The sequence below is a fragment of the Haladaptatus sp. CMSO5 genome (assembly GCF_036689885.1).
Lineage (GTDB): Archaea > Halobacteriota > Halobacteria > Halobacteriales > Halococcaceae > QDMS2.
The window spans coordinates 2,534,636-2,557,731 of record NZ_JBAHVW010000001.1 but is presented as its reverse complement, the minus strand read 5'-3'; the positions used below and the strand labels follow the sequence as shown (position 1 = coordinate 2,557,731).

At 60.3% G+C, this 23,096-nt stretch carries 30 protein-coding genes and 2 tRNA genes; 17 read left to right on the top strand and 15 right to left on the bottom strand.

Going from position 1 to position 23,096, the window contains the following annotated elements; translation table 11 throughout:
- Nucleotides 1–4: 4 nt before the first annotated feature.
- Entirely contained in the window at nt 5–691 is a 687-nt protein-coding gene (locus V5N12_RS13615) for a cupredoxin domain-containing protein (RefSeq protein ID WP_332899711.1), read from the bottom strand.
- A gap of 138 nt (nt 692–829) precedes the next feature.
- Between V5N12_RS13615 and V5N12_RS13610 the strand changes: the two genes are divergently transcribed.
- Nucleotides 830–1,039, top strand: coding sequence for a dodecin family protein (locus tag V5N12_RS13610; protein ID WP_332899710.1), 210 nt, complete (start codon nt 830–832; stop codon nt 1,037–1,039).
- Nucleotides 1,040–1,241: 202 nt separating this feature from the next.
- Here V5N12_RS13610 and V5N12_RS13605 read toward each other — a convergent pair whose 3' ends face one another.
- Nucleotides 1,242–1,673, bottom strand: a complete 432-nt coding sequence (locus tag V5N12_RS13605) for a VOC family protein (protein WP_332899709.1) — start codon at nt 1,671–1,673, stop codon at nt 1,242–1,244.
- Between the two features lie 150 nt (nt 1,674–1,823).
- Between V5N12_RS13605 and V5N12_RS13600 the strand changes: the two genes are divergently transcribed.
- Complete coding sequence (locus V5N12_RS13600) at nt 1,824–2,033, top strand: hypothetical protein (protein ID WP_332899708.1); 210 nt, start codon at nt 1,824–1,826, stop codon at nt 2,031–2,033.
- Nucleotides 2,034–2,103: 70 nt separating this feature from the next.
- Here the strand turns inward: V5N12_RS13600 and V5N12_RS13595 are convergent, their stop codons facing one another.
- Entirely contained in the window at nt 2,104–2,781 is a 678-nt protein-coding gene (locus V5N12_RS13595; RefSeq protein ID WP_332899707.1) for a hypothetical protein, read from the bottom strand.
- A gap of 203 nt (nt 2,782–2,984) precedes the next feature.
- Nucleotides 2,985–3,059 (bottom strand) — tRNA-Val (locus V5N12_RS13590).
- Between the two features lie 247 nt (nt 3,060–3,306).
- On the opposite strand from V5N12_RS13590, the gene trpD reads away from it, so the two are divergent.
- From trpD to trpG, 4 genes are read left to right on the top strand one after another with little or no spacing between them, the layout of a single operon-like run.
- Nucleotides 3,307–4,317, top strand: a complete 1,011-nt coding sequence (gene trpD, locus V5N12_RS13585; protein WP_332899706.1) for an anthranilate phosphoribosyltransferase — start codon at nt 3,307–3,309, stop codon at nt 4,315–4,317.
- Nucleotides 4,314–4,955: a phosphoribosylanthranilate isomerase gene (locus V5N12_RS13580; protein WP_332899705.1), complete on the top strand. Its 642-nt coding sequence runs from the start codon at nt 4,314–4,316 to the stop codon at nt 4,953–4,955. Before trpD ends, V5N12_RS13580 begins: the two co-directional genes overlap by 4 nt.
- The gene (gene trpE, locus V5N12_RS13575; protein WP_332899704.1) at nt 4,952–6,502 is read left to right on the top strand and encodes an anthranilate synthase component I; all 1,551 of its coding nucleotides are present in this window, start codon (nt 4,952–4,954) and stop codon (nt 6,500–6,502) included. Before V5N12_RS13580 ends, trpE begins: the two co-directional genes overlap by 4 nt.
- Nucleotides 6,499–7,068, top strand: a complete 570-nt coding sequence (trpG, locus tag V5N12_RS13570; protein WP_332899703.1) for an anthranilate synthase component II — start codon at nt 6,499–6,501, stop codon at nt 7,066–7,068. The genes trpE and trpG overlap by 4 nt, the downstream gene beginning before the upstream one ends.
- On the opposite strand, the gene V5N12_RS13565 is transcribed toward trpG, so the two are convergent.
- On the bottom strand, nt 7,065–7,238 hold the full coding sequence (locus tag V5N12_RS13565; protein ID WP_332899702.1) for a hypothetical protein: 174 nt from the start codon (nt 7,236–7,238) through the stop codon (nt 7,065–7,067). The two genes, trpG and V5N12_RS13565, sit on opposite strands and share 4 nt — an antisense overlap.
- A 423-nt stretch (nt 7,239–7,661) precedes the next feature.
- Here V5N12_RS13565 and V5N12_RS13560 point away from each other — a divergent pair, with 423 nt between their 5' ends.
- Entirely contained in the window at nt 7,662–10,748 is a 3,087-nt protein-coding gene (locus V5N12_RS13560; RefSeq protein WP_332899701.1) for an adenosylcobalamin-dependent ribonucleoside-diphosphate reductase, read from the top strand.
- 28 nt (nt 10,749–10,776) lie between these two features.
- On the opposite strand, the gene V5N12_RS13555 is transcribed toward V5N12_RS13560, so the two are convergent.
- The 5 genes from V5N12_RS13555 to V5N12_RS13535 form a co-directional block, all read right to left on the bottom strand.
- On the bottom strand, nt 10,777–11,271 hold the full coding sequence (locus tag V5N12_RS13555) for a hypothetical protein (protein WP_332899700.1): 495 nt from the start codon (nt 11,269–11,271) through the stop codon (nt 10,777–10,779).
- A gap of 111 nt (nt 11,272–11,382) precedes the next feature.
- A complete protein-coding gene (locus V5N12_RS13550) occupies nt 11,383–11,679 on the bottom strand; it encodes a hypothetical protein (RefSeq protein WP_332899699.1) in 297 nt (98 codons plus the stop codon).
- A gap of 6 nt (nt 11,680–11,685) precedes the next feature.
- A complete protein-coding gene (locus V5N12_RS13545) occupies nt 11,686–11,961 on the bottom strand; it encodes an ArsR/SmtB family transcription factor (RefSeq protein ID WP_332899698.1) in 276 nt (91 codons plus the stop codon).
- A gap of 47 nt (nt 11,962–12,008) precedes the next feature.
- The gene (locus V5N12_RS13540; protein ID WP_332899697.1) at nt 12,009–13,487 is read right to left on the bottom strand and encodes a molybdopterin-dependent oxidoreductase; all 1,479 of its coding nucleotides are present in this window, start codon (nt 13,485–13,487) and stop codon (nt 12,009–12,011) included.
- Nucleotides 13,488–13,490: 3 nt separating this feature from the next.
- The gene (locus V5N12_RS13535; protein WP_332899696.1) at nt 13,491–13,910 is read right to left on the bottom strand and encodes a hypothetical protein; all 420 of its coding nucleotides are present in this window, start codon (nt 13,908–13,910) and stop codon (nt 13,491–13,493) included.
- 124 nt (nt 13,911–14,034) lie between these two features.
- On the opposite strand from V5N12_RS13535, the gene V5N12_RS13530 reads away from it, so the two are divergent.
- Entirely contained in the window at nt 14,035–14,154 is a 120-nt protein-coding gene (locus tag V5N12_RS13530) for an HVO_2523 family zinc finger protein (protein ID WP_332899695.1), read from the top strand.
- Between the two features lie 5 nt (nt 14,155–14,159).
- Here V5N12_RS13530 and V5N12_RS13525 read toward each other — a convergent pair whose 3' ends face one another.
- Nucleotides 14,160–14,807, bottom strand: a complete 648-nt coding sequence (locus V5N12_RS13525) for a TVP38/TMEM64 family protein (protein WP_332899694.1) — start codon at nt 14,805–14,807, stop codon at nt 14,160–14,162.
- 79 nt (nt 14,808–14,886) lie between these two features.
- Here V5N12_RS13525 and V5N12_RS13520 point away from each other — a divergent pair, with 79 nt between their 5' ends.
- Nucleotides 14,887–15,246, top strand: a complete 360-nt coding sequence (locus V5N12_RS13520; RefSeq protein WP_332899693.1) for a DUF5830 family protein — start codon at nt 14,887–14,889, stop codon at nt 15,244–15,246.
- Here the strand turns inward: V5N12_RS13520 and V5N12_RS13515 are convergent.
- Complete coding sequence (locus tag V5N12_RS13515; RefSeq protein WP_332899692.1) at nt 15,230–16,222, bottom strand: DUF7115 domain-containing protein; 993 nt, start codon at nt 16,220–16,222, stop codon at nt 15,230–15,232. The genes V5N12_RS13520 and V5N12_RS13515 overlap by 17 nt on opposite strands.
- A 93-nt stretch (nt 16,223–16,315) precedes the next feature.
- Here V5N12_RS13515 and V5N12_RS13510 point away from each other — a divergent pair.
- The 3 genes from V5N12_RS13510 to V5N12_RS13500 all read left to right on the top strand — a co-directional run bounded on the left by V5N12_RS13510 (nt 16,316) and on the right by V5N12_RS13500 (nt 17,949).
- Nucleotides 16,316–16,466 (top strand) — tRNA-Met (locus V5N12_RS13510).
- A 279-nt stretch (nt 16,467–16,745) separates the two neighbouring features.
- Nucleotides 16,746–17,165: a hypothetical protein gene (locus tag V5N12_RS13505; RefSeq protein WP_332899691.1), complete on the top strand. Its 420-nt coding sequence runs from the start codon at nt 16,746–16,748 to the stop codon at nt 17,163–17,165.
- 214 nt (nt 17,166–17,379) lie between these two features.
- Nucleotides 17,380–17,949 (top strand): arsinothricin resistance N-acetyltransferase ArsN1 family B, encoded by a 570-nt coding sequence (locus tag V5N12_RS13500; protein WP_332899690.1) that lies wholly within the window; start codon nt 17,380–17,382, stop codon nt 17,947–17,949.
- A gap of 230 nt (nt 17,950–18,179) precedes the next feature.
- Here V5N12_RS13500 and V5N12_RS13495 read toward each other — a convergent pair whose 3' ends face one another.
- Nucleotides 18,180–18,404, bottom strand: coding sequence for a DUF7543 family protein (locus V5N12_RS13495; RefSeq protein ID WP_332899689.1), 225 nt, complete (start codon nt 18,402–18,404; stop codon nt 18,180–18,182).
- A 79-nt stretch (nt 18,405–18,483) separates the two neighbouring features.
- Here V5N12_RS13495 and V5N12_RS13490 point away from each other — a divergent pair, with 79 nt between their 5' ends.
- The 4 genes from V5N12_RS13490 (at nt 18,484) to V5N12_RS13475 (ending at nt 20,895) form a co-directional block, all read left to right on the top strand.
- Nucleotides 18,484–18,945: a hypothetical protein gene (locus V5N12_RS13490; protein ID WP_332899688.1), complete on the top strand. Its 462-nt coding sequence runs from the start codon at nt 18,484–18,486 to the stop codon at nt 18,943–18,945.
- Between the two features lie 179 nt (nt 18,946–19,124).
- Entirely contained in the window at nt 19,125–19,406 is a 282-nt protein-coding gene (locus V5N12_RS13485; protein ID WP_332899687.1) for a hypothetical protein, read from the top strand.
- A 32-nt stretch (nt 19,407–19,438) separates the two neighbouring features.
- On the top strand, nt 19,439–20,407 hold the full coding sequence (locus V5N12_RS13480) for an aldo/keto reductase (protein ID WP_332899686.1): 969 nt from the start codon (nt 19,439–19,441) through the stop codon (nt 20,405–20,407).
- Between the two features lie 38 nt (nt 20,408–20,445).
- Entirely contained in the window at nt 20,446–20,895 is a 450-nt protein-coding gene (locus V5N12_RS13475; RefSeq protein WP_332899685.1) for a GerW family sporulation protein, read from the top strand.
- On the opposite strand, the gene V5N12_RS13470 is transcribed toward V5N12_RS13475, so the two are convergent.
- Both V5N12_RS13470 and V5N12_RS13465 read right to left on the bottom strand, forming a co-directional pair.
- Nucleotides 20,892–21,818, bottom strand: coding sequence for a DMT family transporter (locus tag V5N12_RS13470; RefSeq protein ID WP_332899684.1), 927 nt, complete (start codon nt 21,816–21,818; stop codon nt 20,892–20,894). The genes V5N12_RS13475 and V5N12_RS13470 overlap by 4 nt on opposite strands.
- Nucleotides 21,819–21,854: 36 nt before the next feature.
- Nucleotides 21,855–22,352, bottom strand: a complete 498-nt coding sequence (locus V5N12_RS13465) for a CBS domain-containing protein (RefSeq protein WP_332899683.1) — start codon at nt 22,350–22,352, stop codon at nt 21,855–21,857.
- 105 nt (nt 22,353–22,457) lie between these two features.
- Between V5N12_RS13465 and V5N12_RS13460 the strand changes: the two genes are divergently transcribed.
- Entirely contained in the window at nt 22,458–23,093 is a 636-nt protein-coding gene (locus V5N12_RS13460; RefSeq protein ID WP_332899682.1) for a ribonuclease H, read from the top strand.
- The last annotated feature ends 3 nt before the right edge of the window (nt 23,094–23,096 follow it).

The window sequence follows — 23,096 nt, the reverse complement described above, 5'->3', positions numbered from 1 at the left end:
ACCGCTATTCGTGCTGGTCGAACGCCTCACGGGTCAGTTCGTTGTACCGTTCGAACTCCTCGCGGGCGCCCGCCGGGAGGTCGTCTTGTGGTGGGGCCATCGCTGGCTCAGCGTCGAGGTCGGGCGTGCCAACGATGACGCGTCCGACCATCCCGAACGTCTCGTGTGGCGTGCAGAAGTAGTCGTAGACGCCCTCTTGCTCGAAGGTTACCGCGAACGTCTCACCGGGGTCGCTGATGAGTGGGCTTCGCCACGGGGCTGTACCCGCCGGGATTCGCGCTGGCTTGCCGTTGTCCGGGTGGTACGCCACCGTGTCGTGGACGCTGTTGACCAGTTCCCACGTCACCGTTCCGCCGGGGACGATGTGGACGACGTGGGGCAGGAAGTGGAAGCCGTTTTCTCCGACCATTTCAACGGTCACACTCGCCATTGGCTCGCCAATCTGGATGTCGCCGTGGGCGTATGTATCCTCGTCGCCCTCGTCGTCCATATGGTCGTCGTCCATGTGGTCGCCATCCATGTGGTCGTCGTCCATGTGCTCATCGCCGAGGTCATCGCCGGTTACATCCGTGGTCGTGGTTCCTCCGGGTTCGCCCGGAGTCGAAACACAACCTGCGAGACCAACAGTGACGACCGCACCGGCCGCTTTGAGGTAGCGTCGGCGTGTCGAGGTCGATTGTCGTGCGTCCATACTAGTACTAAGGTCACCAACGAATGAGCACTCTTTGGTGAATCTCACATTCTGAGACCACGACGTCCGTAATACCGCCCGATTTATCAATTTCTGTTAACACATTTTATCTCCGTTTCGGTCGAACTAGAACGGGCGATGACCGCTGTTAAAATCATCAAAGTGCTTGGCACATCGAGCGAATCGTGGGAAGCCGCCGTCAAAGAAGCCGTCAAACAGGCCGCCGCGTCGGTCGATGACATCCACGGCGTCGAAGTCGAAGACTGGACGGCAGACGTAGAAAACGGAGAGATTGTGAACTACAAGGCAACCGTCGAGATTGCCTTCCCGGTCCACCACGAGATGTAGACACGGGGGAGTTCACCGCCACACTGTTTTATTCGGCTTGCACACCCGACACACTCACCGCGTCATCGTTAGGCGTGTGCTGGGCTGGGGGCGGGGCTGTGGCCAGTCTGTCGCGTTCGATTTCGAGGGCGACAAAAACGTGTTCGTGAATCATGGTGGTTTGTGAATCGATTCAGGTAGCGGGTGGTGCGTGGCGTTTGCCTTACTGCGATTCGGGCGGCTGGAAGAACAACAGCTCGTTGCCCTCCATATCGCTCGCGATGGCTTCCGTGCCGTAGTCTTGTTCCGTCGGCTCCGAGACGAACTCGACGCCGCGTTCTTTCAGGTCCTCGTAGGTCGCCTGACAGTCATCAACCGCGAACGCCAGCATCGCGTTGTTGCCGACGAGCGGGCGGAGTTTCTCCTCGTCGCGGCCGTCGAACCAGTCAATGGCCTGCAGCGCGATTTCGACGTCTTGGCCGGGCACGCCGACCGTAATCCACCGGTCGTCGCTGTCGTCGTCCATCATTGGCATGTCCATCTTCTTCTCGAAGCCGAGTTTCTCGGTGTAAAACTCGAGGGCGGCTTGCTGGTCAGCGACGACTAACGAGACGTGTGTGAGTGCAGAAATGTGGCTTGCTTGGGTCTTGCTCATGGGTTGTTTTCCTCCACGTAATTGGTACGCTGGAATGGGGGTTATTCGTGCGCCTAGCGCGGAGTGAAAGTGAAATTCAGGGCTGGTGATTTCGAGCATGTCAAACGCACCCAAAAACACTTACTGGTTCGTGTCAATCTCGCTACCAAGATGTTCGACGTTAACGTCCCACCGTACGGGTTTGCCCGCATTACCCTCGCGTTCTGGGCATACGTCGCCGTCGTATTCGGCATCACGCTTGTTCTCCACGAGCTTGGCGTGCCAACCAACATGGCCGTTTACGTGTTCATCGTAACCGGCGCACTGCTCTTTCCGGTGTTTTTACCGCTGTTTCGTCGGTTGATGCCGGGTGGGAAATGATCCACTATTGGTTTGAGGATCAGTTTGGCATTTTTCGCTCCGTATTGTGAATCCTCATAGGATCTTTTCTTTAAAATTCTTCAACTAATCTCCGAGAGATGTTATGCTTCGCAAATCCTGCGACTAGACTCTCTTCAATGCTATTTCGGGTTTTTTGAACGAGTCTCTTTGGTGACTCCGTTTCATGCCGATCTGCCAATGCTAGTTTCCGCAATTCTTCTTTGATACTTGCAGTGGCTAGGCATTTCTGTTTTGATTGGCCAACCTCTTTGGCATATACTGTCCAATCAATGCCATCAGTTCCTATACCGACCAAATATTCACAATTGAGGTCAGTTCCATATTTGACGAAAGTATCGCTAGCCAGGTATTTTTTCACTTGCTGCTCTGCGATGCCCTTGGATTGCTCTAGTCCGAGTCTCTTTGCTTCTACAATACAAACAGAGTTAGTTGGAGGGTCATCAATCTCAAAGTCAGGTTGTTTTCGTTCGTTCTTAATGAGATTCACCGGCCTCCATCGAATACTTTCGAATCCTAACCCCTCAAGTATTGGCACAATCAGATATTGTTCTGTGAAAAATTCCGGCTTCTGTCGAACGATTCCTCCTCGAAAATCTCCCCCTCTAATTAGAGTATCTAACCGTCCTGGATCTGTAGATCTTGTTGAAAATTCTCGAATGAATTGCTGGAGTCGCTGAACCACACTATATGCCACATTCTCGTTTGCTGTAGGAAACCGTTCAATCACTATTCACAATTTCACTCTACCTACACAAATGACTGGCTCACCAGACGTACTGCTTGTATTATTTGGCTTGGTTCCGTGAGCTATTCCCGACATCAAAAAACATGGCAGATTTGAACCACCGTCGCTGCTCACTCCCTGGTTCAAATCGCCCTCACGTTACGATTACAGACGGCGCTCGAAGGTTGAGCGCCGTCAGAAAGTAGTGGGTTCGGGCAGATTTGAACTGCCGATCTCCTCCATGTCAAGGAGGTGTCATAACCAGCCTAGACCACGAACCCTTGCTGGTGTGCTTCTGTCTGCATTCCTTCGTAACCCGCCGGGGTAATTGAAGGTTTCGAATCGGGAACGAAAACACCGCCGCCGGGATGCGTTTTTCTCCCACCCGGTGAACCAACGGGTTTCGGGCGTCTCGACGGAGCGGTTCTCCAATCGTGATTGTGCTCCCCGCACGCTCGAAATGGCGACACTGTTAAGTGGATGTACGAATTTGTACATTGCAAGACAAAGAAGTACATTGGTGATATAATGAGGGAATTTATCGAGCGTGTGACGGAGGGTGAGAATTTGACCATCGACCAGGCCAGAGAGGCGGCGACGGCCGTCTTTAACGGCGCGACGGAGGCGCAGATGGGCGCACTGCTCGCGGCGCTCCGGGCCAAAGGCGAGACCGAAGACGAAATCGCGGGCTTCGCACAGGGGATGCGCGACGCGGCGTTGACCATCGACCCCGAGCGAAACGGCAAACCGCTCGTCGATACGTGTGGGACTGGCGGCGACGACTACAACACCATCAACGTCTCCACGACGAGCGCGGTCGTGGCCTCGGGTGCAGGTGTCGCTATCGCAAAGCACGGCAACTACTCCGTCTCCTCGTCGTCGGGGAGCGCGGACGTACTCGAAACCCTCGGCGTGAACGTCGAGGCGGAACCAGCGGATGTCGAGAAGGCCATCGAAGAAAACGGGATTGGCTTCATGCTCGCGCCGGTGTTCCACCCGGCGATGAAGGCCGTCATCGGCCCACGCCGGGAACTCGGCATGCGCACCATCTTCAACGTGCTCGGCCCGCTCACCAACCCCGCCGGAGCCGACGCACAGGTCATCGGCGTCTACGACCCCGACCTCGTTCCCGTCATCGCGCGCGCCCTCTCGCGCATGAACGTGGAACGCGCCCTCGTCGTCCACGGCTCCGGCCTCGACGAAATCGCCATCCACGGCGAAACTGTCGTCGCCGAAGTCACGGGCACCGAAATCGAGGAGTACACGCTCACACCTGCCGACCTTGGACTTGACTCATACCCAATCGAGGCCGTCGCCGGAAGCACGCCAGAAGCAAACGCCGCGGACTTCGAAGCCATCGTCTCCGGTGAACTCACCGGCGCGAAACGCGACATCATTCTCGCAAATGCGGGCGCGGCCATCTATATCGCCGGCGCGGCAGAGACCCTCAAAGACGGCGTGGCCCTTGCTCGCGAGTCCATTGACTCGGGTGCCGCGCTGGAAAAACTGAACGCGCTGCGACAGACCGTGGTGGCATGACGCGGGTGAAAATCTGCGGGCTTACGACCGAAGCCGACCTTCGCGCCGCGGTCGAGGCGGGTGCGGACGCCGTTGGGTTCATCTCGGACGTGCCCGTCGAGACGCCGCGCGAAGTTTCGACCACTGAGGCCGGTAACCTCGCGGCCGCCACGCCACCGTTCGTCACGAGCGTGCTCGTCACCATGGCCGACTCCGTCGAACGAGTCTGCACGCTCGTCGCGCGCGTCGAACCCGACGCAGTGCAACTGCACACGTTGCTCTCGCCCGATGCTGTCTCAGAAATCCGCGAGCGAACCAACGTCACGGTCATCCAGCGCATCGAAGCAGACGACGCGCGCGTGCCCGAGTACGCCGCCGTCGCAGACGCCCTCCTCGTCGATTCGGTCGATGCCGCCGGTGCTGGCGGAACCGGAACCACCGCAGATTGGAGCAAAACGAGCGCCCTCGTCGCAGACATCGACGCGCCAGTCATCCTCGCGGGGGGCCTCTCGCCCGAGAACGTCGCCCGCGCAATCGACGAGGTTCGCCCCTTCGCCGTCGATGTAGCGAGCGGCGTCGAGAAAACAGGCGGCGTGAAAGATCACGAGAAGTTGGACGCCTTCGTCCGCGCAACCCACCGGAAGGTGACCGTCCAGTGACGCGTTCGCTCACCCGTGACGAGTTCATCGAACTCGCCGAAGACGACCGCCCGGCTGTCCTCCGGCTTGCGGTCTCCCTCGACTGTTCGCTCGACCCGCTCGCTGCCTACGCGGAACTCGCAGACGGCTCCCATTCGTTCTTGCTCGAAAGCGCAGAGAAGGTCGCCTCAAGCGACCCGGCCGGGGCGTTCTCGCCCGAGACAGGCGACCGCCACGCACGGTATTCGTTCGTCGGCTATGACCCCGACGGCGTCGTGTCGATTGGCCCGGAGGGAGCCGAGGTCGAACAGTTCGAAAACGCGCTCGCAACGCTCGCAGCCCCCGGTGAGGGCGACGTGCTCGATTCGCTGCGCGAGACGCTTCCAGACCTCCCGCTCAAGGGGTTCCCGAAAGCGGGACGCCAACACCTGCAGGGCGGTCTCGTCGGTTTTCTATCGTATGATGCGGTGTATGACCTCTGGCTGGACGAGGTGGGCGTCTCCCGCCCCGAAAGCTCGCTTCCGGACGCACAGTTCGTCTTGACGACGAAAACGGTCGTATTCGACCACGCAGACGACTCCGTGTCACTTGTGTTCACGCCGGTTGTTACTCCCGACGCCGACGCCGGAGACCTCTACGACGCGCTCGCCGCCGAAGCGAGTGCCGTAGAATCGCGCCTGCAAAACGCAACCCCGGTCGAGACGGGCAACTTCGTCTGCCGCGCAGAGCACGCTGGCCCGCGCGATGAGTACGAGGCCGCCGTCGCCAAGGCAAAAGAGCACGTCCTCGATGGCGACATCTACCAGGGCGTCATCTCGCGAAAGCGCGAACTCGAAGGCGAGTTCGACCCGAAGACGCTCTACGCCTCGTTGCGCGAGGTCAACCCGTCGCCGTACATGTACCTCTTGCGCGCAGACGACCTGAGCATCGTCGGTGCGAGCCCAGAAACCCTCGTCTCGGTGAGCGGCGACACCGTCGTGAGCAACCCCATCGCGGGGACGTGCGGGCGCGGGGGCAGCCCCGGCGAAGACCGCCGGCTCGCCGGTGAGATGCTCGCAGACGACAAGGAACGCGCCGAACACACGATGCTCGTCGATTTGGCGCGCAACGACGTTCGCCGAGTCGCAGAACCCGGCTCGGTTCGCGTAGAAGAGTTCATGAACGTCCTCAAGTACTCCCACGTCCAGCACATCGAGAGCACGGTCACGGGGACGCTCGCGCCCGAGTTCGACGCCTTCGACGCGACGCGCACGTCATTCCCCGCCGGAACACTGTCTGGCGCGCCGAAGGTGCGAGCGATGGAGATTATCCACGACTTAGAAGCCGGGCCACGCGGCCTCTACGGCGGCGGCGTCGGCTACTACTCGTGGACGGGCGACACCGACTTCGCCATCGTCATCCGGACTGCGACCATCGAACACGGCGACACAGACCGGTTGACGATTCAGGCCGGTGCGGGTATCGTCGCTGACTCAGACCCCGCAAGCGAGTTCGAGGAGACCGAAAAGAAGATGGGTGGCGTCCTCGCCGCGATAGAGCGGCTCGAACCCGCGGAGGTGAAGCCATGACCGACGTACTGTTCGTCGATAACTTCGATTCCTTTACCTACAATTTAGTCGAGTATGTGAGCACGAACGCGGACACCAAAGTCGTGAAAAACACCGCGTCGCTTGCGGAGATTCGCGCCGCAGACCCCGACGCAATCGTCTTGAGTCCGGGGCCGGGTCACCCGAAAAACGACCGCGACGTGGGCGTGACCCGCGACGTACTCCGTGAGATGAGTCCCGACATACCGACGCTCGGCGTCTGTCTCGGCCTCGAAGCCGCGGTGTACGAATACGGCGGTGAGATTGGCCGCGCGCCGTTCCCCGTCCACGGCAAAGCCTCTGCCATCACTCACGACGGACAGGGCGTGTTCTCGGGACTGCCACAGGCGTTTCGCGCTGGCCGCTACCACTCGCTCGTGGCCACGTCAGTGCCTGACTGTTTGACGGTGACCGCCCGCTCAGACGACGATCTGGTCATGGGCGTGCGCCACGAAGACTACCCGCTCGAATGCGTCCAATTTCACCCAGAAAGCGTGCTCACCGAACACGGCCACGACGTTATCCGGAACTTTCTCGCCGCGATTTAGAGGAAGATACCGACAATCCAGAGCGCGCCGATGATGGCGATTGCGATGAGAATGAGTTTCCACGCGACGTGGAGCAGGATGCGCCCGACGAGAACGATTGCCGCGAGCAAGACAAGCGTTATTAGAATCGCCGGCGGCGAGGTGAGTCCTTCGACGAGGAACGGTTGCATATCGTGAATTATGAGATGGCGACGGTTAATCGTATTGGGCGACGCCGCGATGTGGCGGTCGCTCGCTCAGCGCGATGTGACACCTCGAGGAACCCGGCCTGAACCCCCCATTGTTTCTGCTGAACCGCCGCCTCACTCGGCCGGTTTTTCTGCATCGCTTCCACTTTCACTCCGGTCTGGACAGTGTTATTAGTCTCTCTCGCTTACCAGTATTTGACCGTAGAATCAGCAACATCGCCCTTGCTGGGGATGTAAACTAAACAGCTGAGTTACAACTTTCCAGGTAGCCTGAAAATCGCGAATGCCAAAGGGTTATTTGGGTGGACTCAGTACAAAATCGCCGTTACAAATGTCGTGTATGACGCCACACTCTGAAAGTCGTATCGCCCGGCAGAGAACGCCTGCCGGCTGTCGAGGGGAACTATGAGCCGCGCGAACCTCTCCGCCGACGAGATTACCCTGCCCATCAAGCGCACGGATGGGGAGACCCTCGCAGACCGGATGACCACAAACGCGTATAACAACATTCTTCCGGCTCGATATCTCCGCAAAGACGCGAACGGGGAGCTTATCGAGACCCAAGAAGACCTGTTCGTCCGCGTTGCGAAGAACATCGCGCTCGCAGAAGCCGTCTACGAGGCAGACAACCTCGGCCTCGAACTGACGGTTCGCCCCGAGCAACTGAAACCACGCCACCCACGCCGCGACGAACTCGCCGCAGAAGTGTTCGGCGAGGGAACCACCGCCGACGACGACGTCGAAACGCAACTCACCGAGTTCAACGTCAACAAGTTCGACTACGACACCGTCGTCCCCGAACTTCCAGCAGGCGTACAGGAGAAAGTAGAGTCGGTACGCGCCGAGTTCCAAGACCTGATGGAGCAACTCAGCTTCATCCCGAACTCCCCGACGCTCATGAACGCGGGCGACGAACTCCAGCAGCTCTCTGCGTGTTTCGTCGACTCGCCCGCAGACGACCTCACCGACATCCACAAAACCGCCATGGAGGCCGCAGAGGTCTTCCAGTCGGGCGGTGGCATGGGCTACGCCTTCTGGCAGCTTCGTCCGTACGGTGACGCGGTTGGCTCCACGGGAGGAATCGCCTCCGGGCCAATCACGTTCATGCGCACGTTCGACCAGATGTGCGAGACCATCGCGCAGGGTGGCACCCGTCGCGGTGCCCAGATGGGCGTCATGCGCGTCTCGCACCCGGACGTCATCGAGTTCCTCCACGCGAAGAACAAGGACGTCTCGCTCGCGGTCACGCTCCGCCTGAACGACCCGGACGACTACACGTACACGAGCTTCAACGAGGCGCTCGAAGAGGCCCGCTCGCTCATCGACGAGGAAGGCCGCGTGCCAAAGCACCTCCGCAACGCCGTCGAGGGCCACCTCTCTAACTTCAATATCTCCGTGGGCGTCACGGACGGCTTCATGGAGGCCCTCTACAACGAGGAGGACTTTGTCTTCACGAACCCACGCACAGAAGAGCCACACATCGCCACCGAGGAGACCAAGGAGATGTACGACCGCTACGACCTCGGTCACTACGTCACCCCCGGCGAAGTGCTCAAGATTCCCGCGGTCGAAATCTGGGACCACATCATCGACGGCTCGTGGGAGAACGGCGAACCCGGAGTCATCTATCTCGAACGGGTCAACAAGGAGCACTCCTTCGACGTCGACAAGCACCCAGACCACCGGATTCTCGCCACCAACCCGTGTGGCGAACAGCCACTGGAGGAGTACGAAGCGTGCAACCTCGGCCACATCAACCTCTCTACGATTGCCGAGTTCGACGCCCCCGACTGGCGCGTCTGGCACGAAGCAAACGGCGAGAACTTCGACTCGACCGAGGAAGCCATGGACGCGTTCCTCGCGGACGCTATCGACTGGGACGAGTTCGACCACCGCATCGAGTGGGGGACACGCTTCTTAGAGAACGTCGTCACCATGTCGGACTTCCCGGTGCCGAAAATCGAGGAGAAAGTCCGCAACATGCGCAAAATCGGCCTCGGCGTCATGGGCCTCGCGCAACTCTACATCCAGCTCGGCATCCGCTACGGCTCTGAGGAGGGCAACGAACTCGTCCGCCAGCTCATGATGCACATCAACCACGGGTCGAAGTGGGCTTCCCACGAACTCGCCGAGGACCGTGGCGCGTTCAACGACTGGGGCGACTCAAAGTACGCAGACCCCGTCGAATACCGCGACTGGTTCGAGCACCACACCGGCCTCTCGGCCGACGAGTGGGCCGACGGTTTCTCGATTCGCAACCACAACACGACGACCGTCGCGCCAACGGGCACGACCTCGATGGTCGGCAACACCACGGGCGGCATCGAGCCAATCTACAACGTCGCCTACTTCAAGAACGTCTCAGATGACGTGCAGGGCGACGAGATGCTCGTTGAGTTCGACGACTACTTCCTGCGCGTGCTTGAGGCGAACGACATCGACGTAGACGCCGTCCAAGCCGAAGCCGTAGAACAGATGCAGAACAACGCCTTCGAGGGCGTCACGTCGCTCTCGACGGTGCCTGACGCGATTGGCGAACTGTTCGTCGTCACCGCAGACCTCGCAGGCCTCGACCACGCGGGCGTCCAGTGCGCCGCACAGGCCGGCGTGGACTCCGCCATCTCGAAGACCTGCAACTTCCCGAACTCCGCGAGCAAAGCGGACATGGACGAGGTGTACCGCTACATCTACGACCACGGCGGGAAGGGCGTCACCGTCTACCGCGACGGCACCCGCAGCAAGCAGGTGCTCACGACGCGTGCGAAGAACGCAGACTTCGCCGACGACGACGAGGCCGCAGAAGCCATCGTCGAGCAGATCACCGACGTGTTCGGCTCGATGGACGAGTTCCTAGACCACGAGGAAGTCAAGGCGGCGCTCAACGCGCAACTCGACTCCATCGCCACGGCCGCGGCGAACGGCAACCTCTACGCCGAGAAGCGCGCGCGACCGGACGTGCTCTACGGCGTCACCCAGCGCATCTCGACGGGCTACGGCAAGCTGTACGTCAACATCAACGAAGACGAGCAGGGCCGGCCATTCGAGCTGTTCGCGAACATCGGTAACTCCGGTGGGTTCACCGCGAGCTTCACCGAGTCGCTCGCAAAGACCGTCTCGACCGCGCTCCGGTCGGGTGTCGACCCAGAGGAGATTGCGGGCGAACTGAAAGGCATCCGCTCACCGAAGATTGCGTGGGACAAGGGCGAGCAGATTCAGTCCATCCCGGACGCAATCGGCACGGCGATGCGCCGGTATCTCGACGGCGAAATCGACAAGGCCTACCCACAACAGCGCAACCTCGCGGAGATTGCAGAGGAGAGCGCGCCTGCAGCGGACGCAGATGAGGTGGACGCAGAAAGCGACGACGACGCAACCCAGTCGCTCATCGACGCGGGCGAGAGCCCAGAGTGTCCCGACTGCGGGTCGATGACGCTCTACTTCTCTGAAGGCTGCAAGACCTGCGAGTCCTGTGGCTGGTCTGAGTGCAGCTAAACAAAAACTAGCGATTTTCGATTTTTTCTCACTGCTTGACTGGCAAGAGCGGGCATTCGAAGAAGTTCGGCGGGTCGCCGGGGTTCGGTGACCCGGGCGTGATGGACAGGTGTCCAGCCTCGTACTCCGCGTGAACGTCGTCGGAGGATGTCAACACCGGGAGCGGATTGTGTGCGGCCAGCCCGGCAGCCGTCCACGTGGCAGTGTGGGTGTACCAGCGCCCGCCGTTGAACGCGGGGTTGCCGGGCGCGGCCTCCGCGACGGGAAGCTGGCCGGTCGCGCCGTTCGTGAAGGCGAACAGCTTGTCGAAGGAGTGGTCATTCTTGCCGTTCGGGCCGGGAATCGCGGCCGCGCCTTTCGTGCCCCAGGTCTTGCCGTCGCCGTAGAGCGATGGGCCGAAGTTCGGTTTGCCGGGGTTGGCCGCCGCGCTTCCCGCACTGAGTGCGAGGCTAGCGCTGAGGAGGGCCGTCGTTCTGAGGATGCGTCTGCGGGTCACAGTCGGTAGCGGTGTCTGTGTGGTCATTTCATCACCTCACTACGACTCGACGCAGAACGGGGGGATAGCGATTTTTCAAGATTCACACCGAGTTGTTCTAGAATTGCTCGCAAGTGGGAACTGCGGAAAACAGGGACCTCACTTCACCGTGACCCACGTCAGGAACACGAGCGCGACGAACTGCAGCGCGCGCAGGACGGCGACTGCGCCTTGGACGGTCGGGTCTGAGCCGTAGAACATCTGCATGGTAAAGAAAAAATAGAGCGCGACAGCGTTCTCTACGAGCATCACCGTGCCGAAGGCGATGAGGCCGAGGATGGTGTTCGTCCGGAACGTCCGGTAGTTGCGCGCCCAGACGAAGGTGAGCGCCGCGAGCAGGATGATGTTGAGTCCCGCGAGGGTGCTTGCGATTAGTAGTTCAGTTCCCATTGCCATTGTGAGTCACTCCATTTGGTCGGTGATGCGCTCGAACGCATCCCAGTGGTGTTCGAATTGGTCGGTGAGGAAGTACAGTGCGCCGTAACCCTCGCCGCCCGGCTCGACAATCCCGTGTTCGATGAGCATATCGAGATGATGACGGATAGTGTTGTAGTCCACGTCAAGCTCCGTCGAGAGCTGATTCGCGTTGTGCGGGCGCTCAGCGAGGGCTCTGATGATGCGGACGCGGTTTGCGCCCCCTCGCATGCCCACGAACAAGTACCACAACACCTTTTCCATCGGTTGTCTGTATCGAGTTCACTTGTCGGCAACGGCAAAAGTCTCTCTCATTGGACGGTTCTCGAAACCCAGCCACTTGGTCCGTTCGGGAACGCGGGCAGTTCTTCATTTGCCTGCACCGTCCCGTCGCCCGTGATGGCGCGCACTCGCACCCGGTGTTGGGAACCGGGGTGCTCGTAGGTGTACGACCACTGTCGCCACACGTCCTCGCCCGGAAGCGGCTCTGAGAGCGTGGCTTCCTGCCAGCCATCTCCAGTATTGACCTCGACCGCAGAGACGTCCATGAGTCCAGCGTAGGCGTGGCCAGCGACCGTCACTGTGCCGTCATCGTTCTGGGTTTCCACCCAGAGCTTTGCGACGATGTTGACGGGGCCGGTGCCGTGCCAGCCGCGCTCTTCCCAGTAGCCATCGACTGCCTCATCGAGGAACTCGATTTCGGTGAGCCATTTGACGTTGATTTCGCCCCAGTGGCCCGGAATGAGCACCCGGACGGGCGCGCCGTGCGAGCGGGGCAGCGGTCTGCCGTTCATCCCGTAGGCGAGGAAGCCGCGTCTGAGCGCCGCGATGGGGAACTGGACGTAGTAGCCGTCGCCCGCCCGGAGCATGGCACACTCACAGCCCGAATCGGTGGTGACCTCGTCGAGCAGTGGGGCGAGGGGCGTCCCCGTCCAGAGTGCGTTGTCCATCTTCGTGCCGTTGAGCGAGTCACCGACACACCGGAGCGTGATGAAGCGCTGTTCTACCGGGAGCGCGCGGATGTCGTCGTAGGTGAACGTTGCGTCCTCGGAGACGGCTCCCGTAAGCGAGAGCGTCCAGTTTTCAGGGGCCGTGTTCGGGTTCACCGCGGCGATGTCAACCTCGTAAAACGACGTGCTGACGAGGGGTTCGAGTCCCGACACGGGAAGCGATTTCGCTTCTGCTTCTGCCAGCATCGTCTCGATTTCTTGGTGCTGTGCTGCGGTGAGGCCGAGCGGTTGGTCGCTCGTGTCGTCGCCGCGGTTGCCACCAACGATGTACGAGAGCACCGAGAAGCCCGCGACGCCTGCGATGGCCGTGAGCACGCGACGACGTGCGGTAGCGTCCACTTCACTCGGTGGGACGCCAGGGCCGGTGAGAGCAATGACGGCGCTCGCGGGAACCGCCGCGGCGAGGGCCAACACGGGTTCGCCGGTGAGGAGGGTCACGGCCGCCCACGTCAGTCCGAGCGCCACCGTCACCGAGACGAGCCCGCTTCGCTGTCGCCACCCAGTCGCCAGTGCTGCGGCTGAGAGGCACGCAATGAGGAGGACTGCGAGGGTTATGGCGGCGAGCAGGTTCAGTTTCTGGCCGATGTCACCGAGGACGACGATGGCGAACGTCACGAGCGACGCGGGGGCCGCTCGTGAGAGCATCGCTTCGAGGGGCGCTCCCACGAATCCAGTCGTGAACCCGGCGGCGGCGTAGGAGCCAGCGATGGCTGCGACGCCTGCGAGTACCGCTCTGACAGCACCGACGCGAACGCGCTGAGATTGTGGGAGCAGGTTCATCGCTTAGCTCCGTACCCGAGCGATGACTAAGGCAATGCCGATGAGGGCGACGATGGCGACGCCGATTGCCGCCGTTGGCGAGAGCAGGCCACCGAGTGCGCCGGATTCCTCGCCCATGTCGTCACCCGAAGAGTCGTCTGCCATCTCCTCGTCGGTCATCTGGTCATCGCTCATGTTGTCATCAGACATGTCATCATCCGACATATCGTCGTCGGACATATTGTCATCTGACATTGAGTCGTCGCTCATGTTGTCGTCCGACATGCCGTCGTCCATTCCATCGTCCATGCCGTCGTCGGTCATGTTGTCGTCAGTCATGTTGTCTTCTTGGGCGAACCCAGCGTCCGGGGCCGCCGCACCCGCGCCGATTGCGAGCGCGAGGGCAACGAGGACAACTGCCACTGAAGCTACGAGTTTTCGCATGATTCAGGTGAGCAAAGTCCTCGGGATAAAATACCAATTTTTCAAACTCCGGACAAAGTTATTCTAGAATTGGGCCAAGGTTCGTGGCACAAGGCTCAAACCAACTGGCAACAAGACGACCTATATGGCAAACGCAGGTGGTCGGCCGTGCCCGCTCTGTGAGGAGCCGATGTACCACCGCCACTGTAAGTACGTCTGCCCGAACCACGGCGTCATCTACGACTGCGCGGACACCTTCTGGTGACTGCGTTACTGTTTTGCGACGAACTGGCGATAGAGTGGCCCCACGAGGAGCGCCGCGGCGACCGCAACCGCGCCGAGGAGTAGGGGAAGCCCGATGCCCGCCACACCCTCTGTGGCAAGCGACTCCATCGAACTCCCCGCAACGACCCCTGCGACCGTCCACGGCAACTCTCCGACGAGCGTCCCGACGGCGAACGGCCAGAGACGCACGCCCGAAAGCCCGGCGCTGTAGGAGATGACATCCGTTGGAATGGGCACCAGCCGCGAGGCGATGACCCCGCGCGTCTCGCCCGTGGCAGTGAAAAACCGCGAGCCGACATCGCGGGCTTTCCCGAACAGGCCGCTGTCGGGGAAGTGACGGGCGAGCAAGAAGGGCGGAATCGCCGTGACGACGATGCCGACGAGCGCGATGGGCAGGCCGACTTTGATGCCGTAGACGTAGCCAACCACGACGGAGATGGGCGTGACTGGCCACGCGACGAGCGGCCGCAGGAGGTAGACGAGCGCGAGCACGCCCCCGAAGGCGACGGGGTCTGCAGCGAGGTGCTGGAAGCGGGCGAACACCTCGCGCGGCGAAATCACGAGCGAGACGACGACGAAAAAGCTCCCCACGAGGGCGAGTCCCACCAGTTGTCGTCGCGTCGCCCGCTCCATGTGCCGTTCTCCGCCGGAGTCGCGTAAACCAGTTGCGGCTCACCGTTTTCTTTTTCAGCCTCTCTCTCGAACTGCAACTGTGCCAGAACGCGATACGGTCGAACTCGGCGTCGAACTCCTCTCGAAACTCGAATTCGAGGAGCTGACGCTGGCCGAAGCACTCGACCGTATCGAGACCATCACGACGAATCCGGCGACCACCCGCGAAATTCTCGACGTCGCAGAGAAACGCGGCGTCATCGAGCGCGAGGGAACGCTGCTCAAACCCCAAGGTGGCGACTACATCAAATTCGAGAGCGAAGTCATCACGAAAGAAGGCGAGTTCACCTGTCGGCGCTGTAACGCGGCAATCACAACGGGCTACTTCATCAAGATGGATTCCGGCGAACTGGGGCCGTTTGGCTCCTCGTGTATCCGGAAGGTTACCGGCCGCGACTGAGTTCGTCGATGAGCTGTTCTAAGAGCACCTGTTGTTGTTCTAAGAGCGCGCTTTGCTGTTCGACGACAGCCGTCAAGTCTGCGAGTTGGGCCTGAACATCCGCACTGTCTGCGCTTGCCACCTCCGTGGGCGCGGCGGCTGGCTCCTGAATCGGCTCTGCTTCCGTCTCTTCGAACATCGACGTGGCCGTTGTGCCGTTCGTCGCCTGTGATTCCTCGGGCGTCGGGTCGGGAGTCGGGTCTGGCGGAGACTGGCTCGCGCTCCCACTTCCGAGCGGTTTCAGCCCGCTCTGCTCGAAGTTGGTATCTGCGCGTTCCGTCTCTGCATCCTCCTCCTCGTCGGGGGCGACGACCGTGTTGAACTCCGCGAGCGAAGCCACGTCGTAGAAGTCGAACAGCTCTTTTTCAAGCGTCTGTCGGACCACGCGGGCTTGCTCGTTCGGGCACTTGATGCGCTCTGGTCGCCCGTTTCGCTCGATGACGATGGACGTGGCGACGCTGCCGTCCTCAAACGAGAGGCCGGTGATGTCGGCAAAGGGATACTCCTCGAAATCGGCGTCCCAGACGGCCTGCCCGACGTGTTTCACCACGCGCTTGCTCGTGACGACGAAGGTGAGTTCGCTGAAGCGATACACCGCCGCGAGCGTCTCGTCGCCGTCCATGACGCCCGAGACCGAGAGGATGCCCGCCATGAGCGACTGCAAAATGTCGTCCGTGCGTTTGCCCGGGACGGTGAACGTCTCCTTGCCGTCGATGTACTCCAGTTCGAACTTATCCTTGCGCCGGCCGCTCGCAATCGAGAGCCGTTCGACGTTGTGGCTGAACTCCTCGACCGTTTCGTCGCTCAAAAGCCCCTCCGCGCGGTAGACGAGCGTCCGGGTCGGGGTGATGTAGACGCGGTCGTCACCACCGAGGTGAACGCTGGCCGCGGCCTGCTCGTCCCCGAGGTGTTGGTTGACGAGGTCTGGCAGATTCATGGTACTTCATTCCACGGAACAAGTATAAAACCGCATGATGACTCGGGTGAAGATGAGAAGCTTAAAGAAGTCCCTCCTGCTACCAAAAAATGAGCCCGGGTGGCTTAGCTGGACATAGCGCCGCACTCATAGGGTTACGAGATTCGGTGCGGAGCCTTGGAAGCTCCCGACATGTTCCGGAGGCTTTGCCGAGCCTCTAACCTGGGACATGCGGAGATCGAGGGTTCGGAGCCCTCCCCGGGCATTTTTCACTTACGCGACTCACTCCCGTGAGTCGCAACTCCGTGAAAAGCTGGCCGGTAGACGCGGAGAACCCGTAGGTATCACGTGAGCGAAGCGAACGTGATGCAGGGAGCGGAAGTGACCGTGGTTCGGCAGCTCTCCACGGGCATACATTTTGATTCCGTCGCTCACTCTGTGAGCGAAGCGAACCCGTGGTTCCTATTGTAATCACGGCTATTCACGCGCCTATACTCTTTGAAAAGTCAGATAGTTTTACATATAATGGGATTGAGGAAGTTGTATGGACGACAGTGCAGTTGCAGTTTCGATAATGCAAGCCAGTTTAGTCGTTCTTCCATTGTGGTTGGCAACACTTCGTTATGTTAAATCAGATATCGAGTGGACACGCGATGATGTGACTACTACCCAACGTGACGAGCATTTTACCATCCTAATACACCCTCTGCTTGTAGGGATCTCCTTCTTTTCAATATTTGGTGCATTTACAACCTCTACATCTATCGCTTTGGGCAACAATATTGGAATAAGCAAACCAATCAACTTTCTCACTATTTTCTTCTTGTGTATGGGTATTCAAACAACGAGTACGTTTGTTAGCGGAATCTCAGAGGCTGGATACGGAAAAACGGGCGAAAGAGTTGCCTTTGCAGGACTGATTGTTGGACTTATCTTTGTGATTTACATTAGTGGGGTTTTGTAGCCACTCAAGTGGGATTTTAAGGGAATATTCTGCGAAAATTGACAGATGATTGACTCTTGTTCGAACCAATCTGTGTGGCAATCTCGTCAAACGAGCCGAGGAATTCGAATGAGTCAGGAAAACTCTAAATCCGTGCACCCTCCCTGAACGGAGGTTCTGAGAAACACTCGCCGAAACCCGCGATTTTTCTACCTCGCACGTGTCCCTTGAGAGCATGCACATACGCCTCGCCACGCCGGATGACGCGCCGGGGATTCGCGCCATCTACGCGCCCATGGTACGCGAGACGACGGTCTCGTTCGAGACGGAGCCGCCCACGGAAGCAGAACTCAGCGACCGAATCGAGGAGACACTGCCGAGCCATCCGTGGCTCGTCTGTGAGGGCGAAGACGGCTCTATTCTCGGCTACGCCTACGCGGGTACGCACAACTACCGCGACGCCTATCAGTGGACGGTGAACGTCTCCGTCTATATCCACAAGGACGTTCGCGGTCAGGGGCTTGGCCGCAGGCTCTACGAGGCGCTGTTTGCCGTTCTCCACGAGCAAGGATTCATCTCTGCGTTCGCCATCATCACCGTCCCGAACGAGCCGAGCGTCGCCCTCCACGAGGCGTTCGGCTTCGAGCGCGTTGGCGTCATCACGGAGGCGGGCTACAAACACGGTCGCTGGAACGACGTTGAATGGTGGAAGCTCAGACTCAGCGAACCGAGCGACACCCCGGAACCCCCGCGCTCGCTCGACCAGCTTCCGGCAGCTGACCTGAAACGCGCACTTGCGTCGTAAGCTGGCCCGCTTAGGTGCGGTGCGTCGCTGTCGCGCAGTCACGACCTGCACACTACCGATACTATTTCGCCGCTAACCACCACATGTCGGCCGTAGAATTAATGATGATTGTGTTACAGCTCTGGATATCTTTATTACGCTATGTACTGATTAGAAACTTGGCGCGGGAGATTCACTTGTTATACTTACCCCACTAACAACCCTTCCCCCCCCTTCTCCCGCGTTTACTCTTATACATCGTACATCGATTGCCACTGACCGACGAGTTCGAGCGCCTCGCGTTCCGTTTCGACGAGTTCGTGTTTGTACGCCTCGCCTTCTGGGGCCTGAATCAGTCGGTCGAACGAGACGGCCCAGTTGCCACCCCGCGTCTGGCGCAGACTGATGGTCGCGTAGTCGTCATCGCGTCGCCATTCGCGTTTGTCGCCAATCGGTGTGCCTTCTGCCCAGCTCATAGCGCTGCATAGGGGGTGACTAACCTAAGCCCCTCGAAAGCGCGGCACGCTCTTTAGTCTCCTCGCCGTACCCTCGTTCATGCCCTCGCACCCTGACGATTATCGCGTCGTCCGGTCGATTGCCGTGACCGCGAGCGATGTCGTGATGGCCCACGAGGCAAACCAATCACGCCGCGACCAGCGAGCGGTGATTCGGCTCACCCCGCCGTTCAACGGGCGGATGCGTGCAAGACTGCATCTCGTCCGGGAAGGCGATGCCTACCAACCACCCGAACCAGCACCCCTTCACATCGATCCGGAGGCGCTCATCGACGCCGCCCCGCCGTACCCGCACGCAGAAGATACGGAAACGACACTTCGGGCAGAAAGCGAGACACAGTACACGGTCGAAGAACACTACGAGCGCCATCGCGCAGCCGTTGATGCGTGGCGCACGGACGTCTTGAGTCGGCTCAAAGAGACAGTCACGCTCGTTGGTAGGCACGGCCAGCACACGGTCGATGTGAAAGTTCTTGGAGGTGAATCTGGACTTTCGAAATGACGACTTTTGCGCGGGCTTTGAAGAATAAGGCCAGATTTTAGGCACTCATGAAACGTTTTCAGATTGTTCTTGAATCGTGAAATGGGCGAAAACTGTCCAAACGCTCCACCCATTATATGCTATCCCCTGTCGTAGAGATGTGTGAGGTAAATGGGGTGTCCGCCATGAACGAATCCGCCATGAATGAAAACAGGTCCTCTCTCGCCGCCCGCCGCGATGCGGGCGACTCTGGAGACCCGACTGCATCGCTCGCAACCGTCGCTGCGAACTACCGAGACGAGCTTGTCCGCTCGTTTGAAGCCGCTGCCTTCTGGTCTGCAATCGCACTGCCCTTCCTCCATGTGCCATTGCTCCTCGCCGGCCTCACCACGACCGCAGAACAGGTCGCGTTCGTCTCACTGCTCGCACTCAACGTGATCGCCCTCGTCGTGGGTCACTCCCACCACGAGAGCGAACGCTGAGGATTTATTCTGTTTCGGGAGCTAGTTCGGATATGGCTCTCGATTTCGTCCCGCTTGGCCGCACTGGTCTCCAAGTCTCTGAACTCGCCTTTGGCACCTGGCGGTTCGGCCGCGAGAACGACCAGGGCGACATCGAAGTTGACGCAGACCGTGCACACGAACTTTTAGACGCCTACGAAGCACACGGCGGTCGCTTCATCGACACTGCAGACATCTACGGCGACGGCCGCGCAGAGGAGTACATCGGTGACTGGCTCGCCGGGCGCGACCGCGAGGAGTTCGTCATCGCTTCGAAGGTGTACTGGCCAACGCGCGACGACCCGAACGGCCGCGGACTGAACCGCAAGCACCTCAGGAAGGAAATCGACCGCATCTTAGAACGACTCGGCACCAGTTTCGTCGACATTCTGTACATCCACCGCTGGGACGACGACACCCCGCCAGAGCAGTTCATGCGAACCCTGAACGGCCTCGTCGAGGCCGGGAAGGTGAACCACCTCGGCACCTCGACGTTCGAGCCGAACGCGTGGAAAGTCACCCGCGCGAACGAGATTGCAGACCGTCGCGGCTACGAACCGTTCACCGTCGCCCAGCCACGCTACAACCTCGTCAACCGCGAAATCGAAGGCAACTATCTGGAGATGGCGAGTCACTACGACCTCGCCGTCGTGCCGTGGAGTCCCCTCGCCGGTGGCTTCCTCTCGGGGAAGTACAAACGCACCGAGGAACCGCCTGCGGGAACGCGCGGTGCGACCGATTCGCAGTTCGCAGACACCTACCTCACCAGCGCGAACTTCGACGTGATGGAGGAGGTAGAGGAGGTCTCCCGCGAAGTCGGCGCGTCGCCCGCCGCCGTGAGCCTCTCGTGGCTGCTCCACCACGACGCGGTGACGGCTCCGATTATCGGCGCGCGGACGGTCGAACAGCTAGAAGAGAACCTCGCCGCAACCGACCTTGCGCTGTCGCGCGACCAGTTCGAGCGGCTGGCGAACGCGAAATAACGGTTATCCTGTTTCCCACCCAACTGTTCTGCGAGAAAATGGACGCACAACCGATTCAAACACTGGTCGAGCAACTGCGCTCGTCTGCGAGCGTGACCGCCGTCTACGGCGACCCAGTCGAACACGCGGATAAGACGGTGATTCCGGTCGCGCGCATCGCCTACGGCTTCGGTGGCGGGTACGGGCAGAGCGACAGTGCGACCGGAGCGATTGACAGTGACATAAGAGCGGGAGACGACGAAGCGTCAATAGACAGCGAGGGGAGAACGGACGGAGCGACCAGTACGGAGACCACAGCAAGCGAGGCAGATGGCGAAGGTGCTGGATTTGGCGGGGGCGTCGCGGCGATGCCCATTGGCGTCGTCGAAATCACCGACACGGACACGCGATTCATTCGATTCAGCGACCGAAAACACACCGCGAGAACCATTCTTCTCGGGATTGCCATTGGACTGCTGCTCAGCCGCACTCTGCGACGGCGCGATTAATCAGGCGAGCCGTCGCTCTGGGCAGTCCCCAACAGTTCCGTGCGAATGTCACGGCCTTTGAGCAGGAGAAAGCCGGTGAAGATGACGAGGAAGCCAGCGACGGTGTACTGGTCAAGCCCTTCCTGTAAGAACAGGAAGCCGCTGAGCGCCGCGAAGATGGGCGCGACGTAGGAGACGAGGTTGATTTCGACGGGGCCGAGGCGTTCTAGCAGGTCGAAGTAGATGAGAAAGCCAATCGCACTCGCCACGACCGAGAGGTAGGCAAGCGCGAGCAGCCCCTCGTTCGTCCAGACGATGTCTCCGAGCGACTCGTTCGGGAGGGCGAGGCTCACGCCGTGCATGAGCACCGCCCCGCCGAGCATCGACCACGCCTCCATCGTTTCGATTGGCAGGCGGGCGTCGATGCGGCGGGTGAGCACGCTCCCGAACGAAAACGAGAGCGCGGCGAGGAATACCAGTCCCTTTGCGACCACGTCTTCGGTGAGGAGGTTCGCGGGGTCGGGGCGGGCGAGGATGGCGACGCCGAGGAGGGCGATGACCATGCCCGCGACGCCGGCGGCGGTGAGTCGTTGGCTGGGCAACAGCGCGCGGGCGAACGTCGTGGTCAAAATTGGCGAGAGGCTGATGATGACGGCGGCCGCCGCGCTCGTCGTCTGGGTTTCACCGACGAACAGGAAGATATGGTAGCCAGCAATCATCAAGACAGCCCCGACGGTGACGAGCCACCATTCGCTTCGCGTGCGGGGCAGCCAGTGGTCGGTCACGTAGACGGCGTAGGCGAGCATGAACACCGCCGCGATGTCGTAGCGGAGGGCGGCGAACAGCACGGGCGGGAAGAATTCCAGCCCTGCTTTGATGGCCATGAACGCAGACCCCCAGATGGCGGCGAGGAACACGAACAGGAGTAGATTCCGATAGCGCACATCGGGAATGGCGTGTCAGCGAGCCTCAACCTTTCGTTAGGCAACGCGTTCGCCGCGAAGCGCAGCGAGGATGTCGTCGCGGGTGATGATGCCGACGAGCACGTCGGCTTCGACGACGGGTAAGCGATTGATGTCGCGCTCCTCGTCGGTCACGAGGTCAAGAATCGTGGCCAAGTCGTCGTCCGGGGTGACCGTCACCACGTCTTTGGTCATCACGTCTTTGATGGGTTTTCGCGCGTTCTTTGCGAGGTCAATGTTCACGTCCACGTCTTTCCACGAGAGGTCGAAGCCGTAGGTCTGGCTTTCGATAAACGGCGGCAGGCCAATCGGAATCCAGAGCGTCCTGTCCGACGGCTGGAAGATGTGAACGAGGTCGCCTTGAGTGACGATGCCCACGACGTGATTCTCGTCATCGACGACGGGAAAGCCGTTGAATGAAGCCCGCGCCAGTCGGGTCAGTACGTCGCTCACCTCGTCGTCGGGTGAGACGGTTTCGACGGGCGTGGTCATGATATCGCGCGCGAGGAGTGCCATAGCTGACCACACGTCATCCGAGGGGGTAGTGGTTACGGTGCCCAGACGTTCCAGTTTGCTATACTAAGACACACATTTAAATCATCTGGGAACATATCGGGTTACATGGCCGTGTACGGCCGACGCACCCTTCGTAACCTGTTCGACGATTCGCCCACCCCGCACATCGCACACCCCCCTCGCACTCACCATCGCCATTTTTACGTAGCGACGGATGGGTCGTACCGGGAGTCCGGTGGCGGGTTGGGCGTCGTCATTGAAACGCACGACGGTGAACGCGTGGCTCGGCTTTCAGTGCCGGATTCGCCACCCGATAACAACGTCGCAGAGTACCGGGCGTTACACCTCGGTCTCGACGTGCTCGCCGCACGCGCACCACCGACCGCGCGCGTTGGCGTCCTCATCGACCACGAGAACCTCGCGGCGAACGTGAACACGGCGACCATTCTGGCGCAGGATACAGACTGGCTCCCGAACCATCAGTTCACTATTCCGGCGAACGCAGAACACCACTGGCGCGGGATTCGCGCCCGTATCTGCGGGTTCGCAGAGCTCAGAGCTGCACAGATTTCCTCGGGAGAGAATCCGGCTCACTCGCTTGCGAACGCGCCAGACCAGTACAGTCACGTAAACCGCGAGCGGGCGCGGTGTGTGCTTCCACAACCGTTCGACGTGCCACAGTCACCGAGCGAGACGGGCGTCCCGCCGCCGTCGCGTGCAGACCGCCACGCTGGTGACTAACCA